This is a genomic window from Pseudomonas multiresinivorans (genome assembly GCF_012971725.1).
GTDB classification, from domain to species: Bacteria; Pseudomonadota; Gammaproteobacteria; order Pseudomonadales; family Pseudomonadaceae; genus Pseudomonas; species Pseudomonas multiresinivorans.
The window spans coordinates 5,908,863-5,922,350 of record NZ_CP048833.1 but is presented as its reverse complement, the minus strand read 5'-3'; the positions used below and the strand labels follow the sequence as shown (position 1 = coordinate 5,922,350).

15 protein-coding genes are annotated in these 13,488 nt (G+C 62.3%); 10 read left to right on the top strand and 5 right to left on the bottom strand.

The features are described 5' to 3' along the window. Positions 1 to 55 precede the first annotated feature (55 nt). Together G4G71_RS27025 and zapE are read left to right on the top strand one after the other, a co-directional pair. Positions 56 to 1,396: a tryptophan--tRNA ligase gene (locus G4G71_RS27025; protein WP_169941655.1), complete on the top strand. Its 1,341-nt coding sequence runs from the start codon at positions 56 to 58 to the stop codon at positions 1,394 to 1,396. Between the two features lie 94 nt (positions 1,397 to 1,490). Further along, on the top strand, positions 1,491 to 2,585 hold the full coding sequence (gene zapE, locus G4G71_RS27020) for a cell division protein ZapE (RefSeq protein WP_037009786.1): 1,095 nt from the start codon (positions 1,491 to 1,493) through the stop codon (positions 2,583 to 2,585). Positions 2,586 to 2,728: 143 nt separating this feature from the next. Here the strand turns inward: zapE and G4G71_RS27015 are convergent, their stop codons facing one another. Next, complete coding sequence (locus G4G71_RS27015) at positions 2,729 to 3,694, bottom strand: RNA-binding protein (protein ID WP_169941653.1); 966 nt, start codon at positions 3,692 to 3,694, stop codon at positions 2,729 to 2,731. A gap of 91 nt (positions 3,695 to 3,785) precedes the next feature. Beyond that, positions 3,786 to 4,685: a GlxA family transcriptional regulator gene (locus G4G71_RS27010; RefSeq protein WP_169942825.1), complete on the bottom strand. Its 900-nt coding sequence runs from the start codon at positions 4,683 to 4,685 to the stop codon at positions 3,786 to 3,788. A 252-nt stretch (positions 4,686 to 4,937) separates the two neighbouring features. Between G4G71_RS27010 and G4G71_RS27005 the strand changes: the two genes are divergently transcribed. Continuing rightward, positions 4,938 to 6,083, top strand: a complete 1,146-nt coding sequence (locus tag G4G71_RS27005; RefSeq protein WP_169941651.1) for an acyl-CoA dehydrogenase family protein — start codon at positions 4,938 to 4,940, stop codon at positions 6,081 to 6,083. A 103-nt stretch (positions 6,084 to 6,186) separates the two neighbouring features. On the opposite strand, the gene G4G71_RS27000 is transcribed toward G4G71_RS27005, so the two are convergent. Then, positions 6,187 to 7,224 carry an NADP(H)-dependent aldo-keto reductase gene (locus G4G71_RS27000; protein WP_169941649.1) on the bottom strand — a complete coding sequence of 346 codons (1,038 nt, stop codon included), beginning with the start codon at positions 7,222 to 7,224 and terminating at the stop codon, positions 6,187 to 6,189. A gap of 246 nt (positions 7,225 to 7,470) precedes the next feature. Here G4G71_RS27000 and rplM point away from each other — a divergent pair, with 246 nt between their 5' ends. The 7 genes from rplM (at position 7,471) to G4G71_RS26965 (ending at position 12,266) form a co-directional block, all read left to right on the top strand. After that, positions 7,471 to 7,899, top strand: a complete 429-nt coding sequence (gene rplM / locus G4G71_RS26995) for a 50S ribosomal protein L13 (RefSeq protein WP_015475857.1) — start codon at positions 7,471 to 7,473, stop codon at positions 7,897 to 7,899. A 14-nt stretch (positions 7,900 to 7,913) separates the two neighbouring features. Beyond that, positions 7,914 to 8,306, top strand: coding sequence for a 30S ribosomal protein S9 (gene rpsI / locus G4G71_RS26990; protein WP_015475858.1), 393 nt, complete (start codon positions 7,914 to 7,916; stop codon positions 8,304 to 8,306). A gap of 249 nt (positions 8,307 to 8,555) precedes the next feature. Continuing rightward, positions 8,556 to 9,146, top strand: coding sequence for a ubiquinol-cytochrome c reductase iron-sulfur subunit (gene petA / locus G4G71_RS26985; protein ID WP_054906598.1), 591 nt, complete (start codon positions 8,556 to 8,558; stop codon positions 9,144 to 9,146). After that, positions 9,146 to 10,357, top strand: a complete 1,212-nt coding sequence (locus tag G4G71_RS26980; protein ID WP_045209611.1) for a cytochrome b — start codon at positions 9,146 to 9,148, stop codon at positions 10,355 to 10,357. The genes petA and G4G71_RS26980 overlap by 1 nt, the downstream gene beginning before the upstream one ends. Then, positions 10,357 to 11,139, top strand: a complete 783-nt coding sequence (locus G4G71_RS26975) for a cytochrome c1 (RefSeq protein ID WP_169941647.1) — start codon at positions 10,357 to 10,359, stop codon at positions 11,137 to 11,139. The genes G4G71_RS26980 and G4G71_RS26975 overlap by 1 nt, the downstream gene beginning before the upstream one ends. Positions 11,140 to 11,232: 93 nt before the next feature. After that, positions 11,233 to 11,850 (top strand): glutathione S-transferase N-terminal domain-containing protein, encoded by a 618-nt coding sequence (locus G4G71_RS26970; RefSeq protein ID WP_169941645.1) that lies wholly within the window; start codon positions 11,233 to 11,235, stop codon positions 11,848 to 11,850. An 11-nt stretch (positions 11,851 to 11,861) separates the two neighbouring features. Then, the gene (locus tag G4G71_RS26965) at positions 11,862 to 12,266 is read left to right on the top strand and encodes a ClpXP protease specificity-enhancing factor (RefSeq protein ID WP_017518115.1); all 405 of its coding nucleotides are present in this window, start codon (positions 11,862 to 11,864) and stop codon (positions 12,264 to 12,266) included. Positions 12,267 to 12,319: 53 nt separating this feature from the next. Here G4G71_RS26965 and G4G71_RS26960 read toward each other — a convergent pair whose 3' ends face one another. Together G4G71_RS26960 and G4G71_RS26955 are read right to left on the bottom strand one after the other, a co-directional pair. Further along, positions 12,320 to 12,898, bottom strand: a complete 579-nt coding sequence (locus G4G71_RS26960; RefSeq protein WP_024764053.1) for a BON domain-containing protein — start codon at positions 12,896 to 12,898, stop codon at positions 12,320 to 12,322. Beyond that, a complete protein-coding gene (locus G4G71_RS26955; protein ID WP_017518113.1) occupies positions 12,895 to 13,488 on the bottom strand; it encodes a phosphoheptose isomerase in 594 nt (197 codons plus the stop codon). The genes G4G71_RS26960 and G4G71_RS26955 overlap by 4 nt, the downstream gene beginning before the upstream one ends.

The window sequence follows — 13,488 nt, the reverse complement described above, 5'->3', positions numbered from 1 at the left end:
CAAGCCGCGTTACCATCCGGCCCGCCATTTCATTTGTGTTGATTCCTGGATTCCCATGACGACCCGTATCCTGACCGGCATCACCACCACCGGTACTCCGCACCTGGGCAACTACGCCGGCGCCATCCGCCCGGCCATCGTCGCCAGCCGCGATCCGCAGGCAGATTCCTTCTACTTCCTGGCCGACTACCACGCGCTGATCAAGTGCGATGACCCGACGCGCATCCAGCGTTCGCGTCTGGAAATCGCCGCCACCTGGCTGGCCTGCGGCCTGGATGCTGACAAGGCGACCTTCTATCGCCAGTCCGATATTCCCGAAATTCCCGAACTGACCTGGCTGCTCACCTGCGTCAGCGCCAAGGGCCTGCTCAACCGTGCCCATGCCTACAAGGCCTCGGTGGACAAGAACGTCGAGGCCGGCGAAGACCCGGACGCCGGCGTCACCATGGGCCTGTACAGCTACCCGGTGCTGATGGCCGCGGACATCCTGATGTTCAACGCGCACAAGGTGCCGGTCGGCCGCGACCAGATCCAGCACGTGGAAATGGCCCGCGACATCGGCCAGCGCTTCAACCACCTGTTCGGCAACGGCAAGGAACTGTTCACCCTGCCCGAAGTGGTAATCGAGGAAGACGTGGCGACCCTGCCGGGCCTGGACGGTCGCAAGATGTCCAAGAGCTACGACAACACCATCCCGCTGTTCGGCAGCGCCAAGCAGCTCAAGGACGCCGTTGCGCGCATCGTCACCGACTCCCGTGCGCCGGGCGAGCCGAAGGACCCGGACAACTCCCACCTGTTCACCCTGTACCAGGCGTTCTCCACCCACGAGCAACAGGCGGCGTTCCGCGCCGAGCTGCTCGGCGGCCTGGCCTGGGGTGAAGCCAAGCAGCGCCTGTTCGAACTGCTCGACAACGAGCTGGGCGAGGTCCGCGAGCGCTACCACGCGCTGATTACCCGTCCGGCGGATCTGGAGGACATTCTCCTGGCCGGCGCCGCCAAGGCCCGTCGCACTGCCACTCCGTTCCTCGGCGAGCTGCGCGAGGCCGTGGGTCTGCGCTCGTTCCGCGAGCAGGTGCAGGTGGCAACCGAAGGCAAGAAGAAAGCTGCCAAGGCGGCGCGCTTCGTCAGCTTCCGCGAGGACGACGGCTTCCGCTTCCGTCTGCTGGATGCCGCTGGCGAGCAACTGTTGCTCTCCATCACTTTCGCCGACGGCAAGGCCGCCGGCCAGGTGACCAAGCGCCTGCAGTCCGAGGAACTGGACCTGCACGCCGAACTGAACGCCTTCAGCGTGCGCCTGGATGGCGAAGCCGTGGCGTACAGCCCGGAGTTCTCCACCGATGCGGAGCGCGACGCCGCCATGCAGCGTCTGCGTGCGGCTCTCGCTCCGCAGGAGTGAGGCGCAGCAGGCCGGTCCGACTACCGGCCAATTGCCAAGAAACGGGGGCGCCGCTAAAGTGTGCGCCCCCGTTTTCGTTGCCTTGCTACCGATCATGACGCCTCTTCAGCGCTACCAGGAAGACCTCAAACGCCCCGATTTCTTCCACGACGCCGCGCAAGCGAACGCCGTGAAGCACCTGCAACGCCTCTACGACGACCTGGTCGCCGCCGACAAGGGCAAGTCCGGGCTGTTCGGCAAACTGCTGGGCAAGAAGTCCCAGGAGCCGGTGAAGGGCCTGTATTTCTGGGGCGGTGTCGGCCGCGGCAAGACCTACCTGGTGGATACCTTCTTCGAAGCGCTGCCCTTCAAGCAGAAGATGCGCACGCACTTCCACCGCTTCATGAAGCGCGTCCACGAGGAAATGAAAACCCTCAAGGGCGAGAAGAACCCGCTGACCATCATCGGCAAACGTTTCGCCGACGAAGCGCGGGTAATCTGCTTCGATGAATTCTTCGTCTCCGATATCACCGACGCGATGATCCTCGCGACCCTGCTGGAAGAGCTGTTCAAGAACGGCGTCAGCCTGGTGGCGACCTCCAACATCGTGCCGGACGGCCTCTACAAGGACGGCCTGCAGCGCGCCCGCTTCCTGCCGGCCATCGCGTTGGTCAAGAAGTACACCGAAGTGGTCAACGTCGACAGCGGCGTGGACTACCGCCTGCGCGCCCTGGAACAGGCCGAGCTGTATCACTGGCCGCTGTCCGAGCAGGCCGATCAGGCCATGACCCGCGACTTCAAGGCGCTGACCCCTGAGTGCGCCGCCGCTACCCGCGATGACGCGCTGATGATCGAGAACCGTGAAATTCGCGCGCGCATCACCTGCGATGACGTGGCCTGGTTCGAGTTCCGCGAGCTGTGCGACGGCCCGCGCAGCCAGAACGACTACATCGAGCTGGCGAAGATCTTCCACGCGATCCTGATTTCCAACGTCGAGCAGATGGGCGTGGCCAAGGACGATATGGCGCGCCGCTTCATCAACCTGGTGGACGAGTTCTACGACCGCAACGTGAAGCTGATCCTCTCCGCCGAGGTGGAGCTCAAGGACCTGTACACCGGTGGCCGCCTGGAGTTCGAGTTCCAGCGCACCCTGAGCCGCCTGCTGGAAATGCAGTCCCACGAATACCTGAGCCGCCCGCACCGCCCCTGACGGTTCGGTGAACGAAAAAGGCTGCCTTCGGGCAGCCTTTTTTGTTCTGGTTCTTCTGTAGGAGCGAGCTTGCTCGCGAACACTTCGTCGGTAGCACGGAAGCTGGGCGGTTCGCGAGAAAGCTCGCTCCTACAAATCAAGAATCAGCGCTGCGCCATCTCCTGCTGCGCCTTCTTCAGCAGTTGCTGGGCGTGGGCAACTTCCAGTGCCTCCATCGCATTGATCGGCTTGATCGCCACCGCTTTCTGCAACTGTTCCAGCGCTTTCTGTTCTTCATCTTCGCCGTATACATAACCCAGCGCGTTGGCGTACTCGTAGTGACCGATGGGCAGGTCGTCGGCGGCGCGGAAGGAGCGGGCGAAGTACTGCTCCATTTTGTCCGCGCTGACGCCGTAGGTCATCTTGCCCACCAGCTTGCCGACCTTGCGGATCACGCCGGCTTCATAGCCGCCGTAGAGTGCCAGGGCGAACGGCTGGTTCGGCTGCTTGGCCAGCAGGGCGTCCAGTTCCTTGGGGATCTCGCTGGTGTAGCCGCGCTTGAGTACCACCGGCACCGGCAGGTCTTCGGCCAGGCGCGCCTTGGCATAGGCGCGGCCGAACTGGGCAATAGGGTCGGCATTGAGCAGCGGGCCGGCTTCGTCGGTGTAGCTGATCACTTCTTCCAGCAGGCGCTGCTTCTCGTCCTGGTTCGGTGCGAGGAACATGGCGTACAGCACCTGGGCGAACATCCCTGGCACCTGGCCGCCGACGCCTAGTGCCAGGCCGTCCTTCTTGGCCTGGGCGAAGTCGCCGCGGAACACCTTGCGCCACACGTCCTGCAGCTTCTCGGCATAGACCTGTGCCTCTTCCGGTTTGCCGCTGAAACCGGTGCCGGCGGCGACAGTCTTCTCCAGGGCTTCGGGATGCCGGGTGGCCATGGTCACTACCCAGTCCGCGTCCGGGAACGGGTAGTTGGCGCCGAAGCCGCGGGTCAGTCGGGGCCAGGCCTCGCGCAGCTTGTCGCCGCTATAGTCGAAGGCTTGCTGGTCGTAGGGGAAGGGTTTCCAGGTGTCGTCCGCCACAGCGTTCAGGCTGAAGACGGTCAGGAGGGCAAGCAGAAAGCGGCGCATGGCGATATCCCGTTGGGTTCTTGTTGTCGAAAGCTGCCCCGATCATAGGGCCGCCCCCGAGTCCGTGAACCCATCCTAGGGATGGCCTGTTTCAGCCTTCCTTCTGCTCGTACTGGCGCCGGTAATGATTCGGCGACAGCCCGGTGTGCTGGCGGAAAAGCCGAGCGAAAAAGCTGGCGTCGTCGTAGCCGACTTCGTAACTGATGGTCTTGATGCTCTTGCGGGTCGTGGACAGCAGGTTGCGCGCGGTCTCGATACGCAGACGCTGCAGGTAGTGCAGTGGCTTGTCGCCGGTAGCCGCCTGGAAGCGCCGCATGAAGTTGCGGATGCTCATGCCGTGCTCGCGGGCCACATCCTCGAAGCGGAACTTGTCGGAGAAGTGCTCCTCCAGCCAGTGCTGGATCTGCAGGATCGCCGGGTCGTGGTGCAGTTTCTGCCCGCCGAAACCCAGGCGCCCTGGCGTGTAGTTGCGCTGCACCTCGTAGAGGATGTCGCGGGCAACGCCCTGGGCGACGGTGGCGCCGCAGAAGCGTTCGATCAGGTAGATGTACAGGTCGCGCACCGAGGTCAGGCCGCCTGCGCTGTAGATGTTGTCAGCGTCGGCGATGTGCTTGTCCTGGTTGAGCAGCACCTTGGGGTAGCGCTCGGCGAACTCGCGGAAGAAGCGCCAGTAGGTGGTGGCTTCCTTGCCGTCCAGCAGGCCCGCCTCGGCGAGCCAGAACACCCCCGAGACCTCACCGCAGAGCACGCAGCCGGCGGCGTGACGCTCGCGCAGCCAGGCCGTTATCTGTGGGTAGAGGGTCAGCAGTTCGTCGAAGTCGCCCCAGAAGGCGGGGAGGATGATCAGTTCCGGTTCATCCAGGGCGCCGTGCACCGGTAGCAGGTCGCCACTGAAGCTCATTACCGGCTGGCCGTCGGGGCTGACGATGCGGGTCTCGAAGCTGGGCAGCAGGCCGAGGCCCTGTTGGCGGCCGTGGCGCAGGGCGGCCATGTGGAAGAAGTCCTTGGCCTGCATCAGGGTGGAGCCGAAGACGCCATGGGTGGCGAGGATGCTGACGCGGCGCAGCACCTGGGAAACTGAATTGGGCATCGGTTCTTGTACTTCTTATGGATGTCATTGCATGACGCTAAAGCGGTCATGATGCGGCTGGATCGTCTTATTTTTTGGCGAAAGTGTCCAGTGCAGAGCGGTTCGGGCTGGCCTACAGTCGGCCTTCCAATAATTCCTACAACCGATTCGCAGGTGCGCCGCATGATTCCCAGAACCCTGTTCACTTCCGATCACGAGCTGTTCCGCGACAGCGTCCGCAAGTTCCTCGAACAGGAGGCGGTGCCCTTTCACGCCCAGTGGGAAAAGGACGGCCATATCGACCGTCAACTGTGGAACAAGGCGGGGGAGGCCGGAATGCTCTGCTCGCACCTGCCCGAGGCCTACGGCGGCATGGCGGCGGACTTCCTCTACAGCGCGGTGGTGATCGAGGAGATCGGCCGTCTCGGGCTGACCGGCATCGGCTTCTCGCTGCACTCGGACATCGTCGCTCCGTACATCCTTCATTACGGCAGCGAGGAATTGAAGCGGCGCTACCTGCCCAAGCTGATCTCCGGCGAGATGGTCTCTGCCATCGCCATGACCGAGCCGGGTGCCGGCTCCGACCTGCAGGGGGTGAAGACCACCGCCGTGCTGGATGGCGACGAATATGTGATCAACGGTTCGAAGACCTTCATCACCAACGGCTGGCTGGCCGACCTGGTGATCGTGGTCGCCAAGACCGACCCCAAGGCGGGGGCCAAGGGCACCAGTCTGTTCCTGGTGGAGGCCGGCACGCCGGGCTTCTCCAAGGGCAAGCGCCTGGAGAAGGTCGGGATGAAGGCCCAGGACACCTCCGAGCTGTTCTTCCAGGATGTGCGCATTCCCAAGGAAAACCTGCTGGGCAAGGACGGGCAGGGCTTCATCTACCTGATGCAGGAGCTGCCCCAGGAGCGCCTGACGGTCGCCCTCGGCGCGCTGGCCTCGGCGGAGGCGGCATTGAAGTGGACGCTGGAGTACACCCGCGAGCGCAAGGCCTTCGGCAAGTCCGTGGCGGATTTCCAGAACACCCGCTTCAAGCTGGCCGAGATCGCCACCGAGGTGCAGGTGGGGCGGGTGTTCGTCGATCGCTGCCTGGAGCAGCACCTGGAAGGCAAGCTCGACGTGCCGACGGCGGCGATGGCCAAGTACTGGACCACTGATCTGCAGTGCAAGGTGCTCGACGAGTGCGTGCAGCTGCACGGCGGCTACGGCTACATGTGGGAGTACCCGATTGCCCGCGCCTGGGCTGATGCGCGCGTGCAGCGCATCTATGCAGGCACCAACGAGATCATGAAGGAGATCATCGCCCGCGCCTTGTGATGGGCCTGACCCTGTAGGAGCGAGCTTGCTCGCGAACTGATTCCGCCGGGAAATCCAGCGCTGGACCGTTCGCGAGCAAGGTCGCTCCTACAAGAGCAAAGCGCTACGGCGCCGGGTTCGGCTGATCCTTGTGGATCGCCTCGATGCCGGCCAGCACCTCGTCGGAGAGCGTGAGGTCGAAGCTGCCGAGGTTGGCTTCCAGTTGCTCCAGGCTGGTGGCGCCGATGATATTGCTGGTCACGAACGGCCGGCTGGTGACGAAGGCCAGGGCCATCTGTGCCGGGTCCAGGCCATGCTCGCGGGCCAGGGTCACGTAGCGGTCGCAGGCGCTGGCGGTCTGCGGGTTGGTATAGCGGGTAAATCGGCTGAACAGGGTGATCCGTGCATTGGCCGGGCGCGCGCCGCCGAAGTACTTGCCCGAGAGCATGCCGAAGGCCAGAGGCGAATAGGCCAGCAGGCCGATCTGCTCGCGGATGGCAATTTCTGCCAGGCCAACCTCGAAGCTGCGGTTGAGCAGGTTATAGGGGTTCTGGATCGACACCGCGCGCGGCCAGCCGCGCTCCTGGGCGATCTGCAGGAAGCGCATGGTGCCCCAGGGTGTTTCGTTGGACAGGCCGATATGGCGGATCTTGCCGGCGCGGACCTGCTCGTCGAGTGCTTCCAGAGTGTCTTCCAGCGCGGTGAAGCTCTCTTCCTTGTGCTGGTAGCCCAGTTGGCCGAAGAAATTGGTGCTGCGTTCGGGCCAGTGCAACTGGTACAGGTCGATCCAGTCGGTCTGCAGGCGCTTGAGGCTGCCATCCAGCGCCGCAACGATGTTCTTGCGATCGAGTTTCGGCTGGCCGTCACGGATGTGGCTGATGGAGTTGCCGGGGCCGGCAATCTTGCTGGCCAGTACCCAATCGGTGCGGTCGCCGCGCTGAGCGAACCAGTTGCCGATGATCTGCTCGGTGCGGGTGTAGGTTTCCGCACGAGGCGGGACGGGGTACATCTCGGCGGTATCTATGAAATTCAGACCGGCGGCCTTGGCCCGCTCGATCTGGGCGAAAGCCTCGTCCTGCGTGTTCTGCTCGCCCCAGGTCATGGTCCCCAGGCAGAGGGCGCTGACTTTCAGTTCGGTGCGGCCGAGCGGGCGGTACTCCATGCGGGTCTCCTCGTGAAAACAAGTGCGTCATACAGTTGAAAATTCTGCCGGAATCTGCATAATTCCGCAGCCTTTCATCGGTGGGGGATGCCAAAGCCTGCCGATTGATACATCTAGTCGTTACGGACGCACACCGACCCGAGCCCCAATTCGTGTCTGTCTTCGGCTGTCCTTGACTTGTCAAGGCAACCACTGTCCAGTAAGATTCGCCGTCTTATTTTCAGGCGGCCCCTGAGGCTATAACGAATGAAAACTTATACCGCGAAACCAGAAACTGTTAAGCGCGACTGGTTCGTCGTCGACGCTGCTGGCCTGACCCTGGGTCGTCTGGCTACCGAGATTGCTACCCGCCTGCGCGGCAAGCACAAGCCGGAATACACCCCGCACGTTGACACCGGCGACTACATCGTCGTGATCAACGCCGAGCAGGTTCGCGTCACTGGCGCCAAAGCTACCGACAAGATGTACTACCATCACTCGGGCTTCCCGGGCGGTATCAAGTCGATCAACTTCGAGAAGCTGATCGCCAAGGCTCCTGAGCGTGTCATCGAGACTGCCGTCAAAGGCATGCTGCCGAAGAACCCGCTGGGCCGCGACATGTACCGCAAGCTGAAAGTGTACAAGGGTGCCAACCACCCGCACACCGCTCAGCAGCCTCAAGAACTGAAGATTTAACGGGATAGCTCATTATGTCGGCGACTCAAAATTACGGCACTGGCCGTCGTAAGACCGCTACCGCTCGCGTCTTCCTGCGTCCGGGCACTGGCAAGATTTCCATCAACAACCGCTCCATCGAGCAGTTCTTCGGTCGTGAGACCGCTCGCATGGTTGTCCGTCAGCCGCTCGAGCTGACCGAGAACACCGAGAAGTTCGATATCTACGTGACCGTCGTTGGCGGTGGCGTAAGCGGTCAAGCTGGTGCGATCCGTCACGGTATCACCCGCGCTCTGATCGAGTACGACGAGACCCTGCGCAGCTCGCTGCGTAAAGCCGGCTACGTCACTCGCGACGCTCGCGAAGTTGAACGTAAGAAAGTCGGTCTGCGTAAAGCGCGTAAGCGTCCGCAGTACTCCAAGCGTTAATACGACGCTTCGAAAAAAACGCCCAGATCCTTTGGACTGGGCGTTTTTTTATGTCTTCAATAAGCTCGTGCGGCAAGGTGTCGCATCCGCGCAAGCCGCGCCGTGCAAGGGTTTCGGGGGTTGCGTAACAGGCTATTACCTTGTCATCACAAGGGCTTTTCTTTACCATTTGGCGAATTTTTTGCGCGGCTCGAATTTTTACTTAAAAGCCTGATTTGAACAGGCTTGAAGCTGATGGGAGACGACTGAATGAGTAATGACGGCGTGAATGCAGGCCGGCGTCGCTTCCTTGTCGCGGCCACTTCGGTGGTTGGTGCGGCAGGAGCGGTCGGAGCTGCGGTCCCGTTCGTGGGGTCATGGTTCCCTAGTGCCAAGGCGAAGGCCGCTGGTGCGCCGGTGAAGTACAACGTGGCCAAGATCGAGCCAGGTCAGCAGGTGATCGCTGAGTGGCGCGGCAAGCCGGTCTTCCTGGTGCATCGCACCAAGGAAATGCTGGACGCGCTGCCGACCCTCGATGCGCAACTGGCCGACCCTGAATCGAAGGCATCGGACCAGCCTGCCTACGTCGATCCCAAGGTGCGCTCGATCAAGCCTGAACTGGCTGTGATCGTCGGTATCTGCACCCACCTGGGCTGCTCGCCGACCTTCCGCCCGGAAGTCGCTCCCGCGGACCTGGGCCCGGACTGGAAGGGTGGTTATTTCTGCCCGTGCCACGGCTCCCATTACGATCTCGCCGGCCGCGTTTACAAGGGACAACCCGCGCCCCTGAACCTGCCGATTCCGCCTTATTCGCTTGATGGTGATGAATTGACCATCGGTGTGGACCAGGAGAAAGCCTGATGAACAAGTTCATGGCTTGGGTCGATGCCCGCTTCCCCGCGACCAAGATGTGGGAAGACCATCTGAGCAAGTACTACGCCCCGAAGAACTTCAACTTCTGGTACTTCTTCGGCTCCCTCGCATTGCTGGTCCTGGTTAACCAGATTCTCACCGGTATCTGGCTGACCATGAGCTTCACCCCGTCGGCGGAAGAAGCGTTCGCTTCCGTCGAGTACATCATGCGAGATGTGGATTACGGCTGGATTATCCGCTACATGCACTCCACCGGTGCATCGGCGTTCTTCGTGGTCGTTTACCTGCACATGTTCCGCGGCCTGCTGTACGGCTCCTACCAGAAGCCGCGCGAGCTGGTGTGGATCTTCGGCATGCTGATCTACCTCGCCCTGATGGCCGAGGCCTTCATGGGCTACCTGCTGCCCTGGGGCCAGATGTCCTACTGGGGTGCCCAGGTGATCATCTCGCTGTTCGGTGCCATTCCGGTGGTCGGCGAAGACCTGGCCCAGTGGATCCGTGGTGACTTCCTGATCTCCGGCATCACCCTGAACCGCTTCTTCGCCCTGCACGTGATCGCCCTGCCGATCGTCCTGCTCGGCCTGGTCGTGCTGCACATCCTGGCGCTGCACGAAGTCGGCTCGAACAACCCCGACGGCGTGGATATCAAGAAGAAGAAGGACGAGAACGGCATTCCGCTGGACGGCATTCCGTTCCACCCGTACTACACCGTGAAAGACATCGTCGGTGTCGTGGTCTTCCTGTTCGTCTTCTGCACCGTGATCTTCTTCTTCCCGGAAATGGGCGGTTTCTTCCTCGAGAAGCCCAACTTCGAGATGGCGAACCAGTTCAAGACCCCCGAGCACATCGCTCCGGTGTGGTACTTCACTCCGTTCTACGCCATCCTGCGCGCCGTTCCGGACAAGCTGATGGGTGTCATCGCCATGGGCGCCGCCATCGCCGTGCTGTTCGTGCTGCCGTGGCTGGACCGTAGCCCGGTTCGCTCGATCCGCTACAAGGGCTGGCTGAGCAAGATCTGGCTGGTGATCTTCGCGGTTTCCTTCGTGATCCTCGGCTACTACGGCTCGCAAGCGCCGTCGCCGCTGGGCACCACGCTGTCGCGCCTGTGCACCATTCTGTATTTCGCCTTCTTCATCCTGATGCCGTTCTACACCCGGATGGAGAAAACCAAACCGGTTCCGGAAAGGGTGACTGGCTGATGAAAAAGCAATTCGCTGCATTTGTTCTGGCTCTGCTGCCCGTCTTCGGCTTCGCTGCCGAAGGCCATGGCCCGGCCCTCGACAAGGTCGATATCGACCTGACCGACAAGGCTGCCATGCAGGATGGCGCACGTACCTTCGCCAACTACTGCATGGGCTGCCACAGCGCCAAGTTCCAGCGTTATGAGCGTGTCGGCCGTGATCTGGGTATTCCGGAAGAGCTGATGCTGAGCCATCTGGTGTTCACCGGCGCGAAGATCGGCGACCACATGGACATCGGCATGAAGCCGGCTGACGCCAAGGTATGGTTCGGTGCTGCTCCGCCGGACCTGACCCTGGTAGCCCGCGTTCGTGGCGCCGACTGGCTGTACACCTACCTGCGTTCGTTCTACGAAGATCCCAAGCGTCCGTGGGGCGTGAACAACAAGGTCTTCCCGAACGTCGGCATGCCGAACGTGCTGGTGAGCCTGCAGGGCCGCCAGGTCATCGGTTGCAAGCAGGTTCAGGTCGTCGAGGATGGCAAGAAACAGTACGATCCTCTGACCGGTACCCCGCTGACCCACGAGGCCTGCGACCAGCTGACCATCGTGCCGAAGTCCGGCCAGCTGACCGAAGCTCAGTTCGACGAGAAGGTGAAGAACCTGGTGACCTTCCTGGCTTATTCGGCTGACCCGAACAAGCTGGACTCCCACCGCATCGGCACCTACGTCCTGCTGTTCCTGGCCTTCTTCTTCGTGTTCGCCTACCTGCTCAAGCGCGAATACTGGAAGGACGTGCACTAAGCACCACCCGTCGTAGTAACAAGCGCGCGCCCTACGGGGCGCGCGTGCGTTTTTCTACCTCCCACAAGAAAGTCCTGCGAGGAGGCGCGCGGCATGGCCGCTATCAACAAGCTCACCTGCTTCTCCGACCCTGCCTGCCACTACAGCCATCGCGTGCGGCTGGTCCTGGCCGAGAAGAGCGTCGTTGCCGACATCATCGACGTACCTGCCGGCAACATCCCGGCCAAACTCGCTGAAGTGAACCCCTATGGCAGCTTGCCGACCCTGGTGGATCGCGATCTCGCGCTCTACGAGTCGACGGTGGTCATGGAGTACCTCGATGAGCGTTATCCGCACCCGCCGCTGCTTCCGGTCTATCCGGTCGCCCGCGCGAACAGCCGCTTGCTGATGCATCGCATCCAGCGCGACTGGTGCAGCCTGGTTGACCGTATTCTCGATACCCGCCGCAAGGATGCCGAGCGAGCCTTGGCGCGCAAGGAGTTGCGTGAGAGCCTGACGGGTGTGTCGGCGTTGTTCGCCGATAAGCAGTTCTTCCTCAGTAACGAGCTGAGCCTGGTGGATTGCTGCCTGCTGCCGATCCTCTGGCGGCTGCCGATCCTGGGCATCGAGCTGCCGCGGCCGGCAAAGCCCCTGCTGGATTACATGGAGCGACAGTTTGCACGGGAAACTTTCCGTGCCAGCCTGTCCTCTATCGAACGTGATATGCGCTAAGGAGCCCGATGATGAACTCCAGTCGTCCCTACCTCGTGCGAGCCCTCTATGAGTGGATCGTCGATAACGGCTGCACGCCGCATATCCTGGTGAATTCCGAGTATCCCGGCGTGCGGGTGCCGCCGGGTTATGCCAGCGACGGGCAGATCGTGCTCAACGTCTCCCCGACCGCGGTGCGCCACCTGCAGATGGACAACGAGGCGGTCAGCTTCGAGGGTCGCTTCGGTGGTGTTGCCCAGGGCCTGTACATCCCGTCTCAGGCTGTAATGGCCATCTATGCGCGGGAGAATGGCCAGGGCATGGTGTTCGACCTGGAGCCGCCGGTGCCCACCGATGACGAGGATCTGCCGGATGACGGCCCTTCCGACGAGCCGCCGCGCCCCAGTGGCCGCCCGAGTCTCAAGGTGGTGAAGTAATAAAAAAGGCGACCCGAGGGTCGCCTTTTTCATGCCTGCAATAAATGGCGCGGTCAGTCGATGTACTCGAACAGGCGGACGATCTTCTGCACGCCGTCCACGCCCTGGACCACCTGGGTCGCCAGGTCGCCTTCCTTGCGGGTCACCAGGCCCAGCATGTAGACGATGCCGTTCTCGGTCAGCACCTTGATGCGGGTGGATGGCACGTTCGCGTCAGCGAGCATCTGGCTCTTGATCTTGGTGGTCAGCCAGGTGTCGTTGCTGCGGGCGGCCAGGGAAGAGGGCTGCAGGATCTGCAGCTCGTTGTGCACGGTCTTGACCTTCTGCACTTCCTTGGCGGCCTGCTCGGCCTTGTTCTTCAGGTCGGCGCGCGGAGTCTGGCCGGCCAGCAGCACTACGCCGTTATAGCTGATCACCACGACGTGGGAATTGCGGTCGAGGTCCGGGTCGGCCTTGGCGACGTTCACCGCCACCTTGGTTTCGATCAGCGAGTCGTCGATCTTGCTGCCAAGGGTGCGGGTCCCCTTGTCATCGTCGATCGGCTTGTCGCGGGTGGCGCTGACGAAGCTGCTGCAGCCACCCAATGCCATGGTCACGGCCAGTGCGGCTGCGATCAGAGGGGTACGGGTCATTCTTCACTCCCGAACAGTTGACGGTCGATAAGGTCGCAGAGGCAGTGGATGACCAGCAGGTGGACTTCCTGGATGCGTGCGGTGACCTTGGCCGGAACGCGGATCTCCACGTCTTCGGGCAGCAGCAAAGATGCCATGTTGCCGCCGTCGCGGCCGGTCAGAGCTACGACAACCATTTCGCGATCATGTGCGGCCTGGATCGCCTGAATGACGTTCGCCGAGTTGCCGCTGGTGGAAATCGCCAGCAGCACGTCGCCCGGTTGGCCCAGTGCACGGATCTGCTTGGAGAAGACCTCGTTGTAGCTGTAGTCGTTTGCGATCGAGGTGATGGTCGAGCTGTCGGTGGTCAGGGCGACCGCTGGCAGGCTCGGGCGCTCGCGCTCGAAGCGGTTCAGCAGTTCGGAGGAGAAGTGCTGCGCGTCGCCGGCGGAGCCGCCGTTGCCGCAGGAGAGGATCTTGCCCTCGTTCAGCAGGGCATTGACCATGACCATGCTGGCCTGCTCGATATGCGGGATGAGCACCTCGGTAGCCTGTTGCTTGGTCTCGATGCTGGCATGGAAGAGCTGGCGGATACGGGATTGCATGTCCAT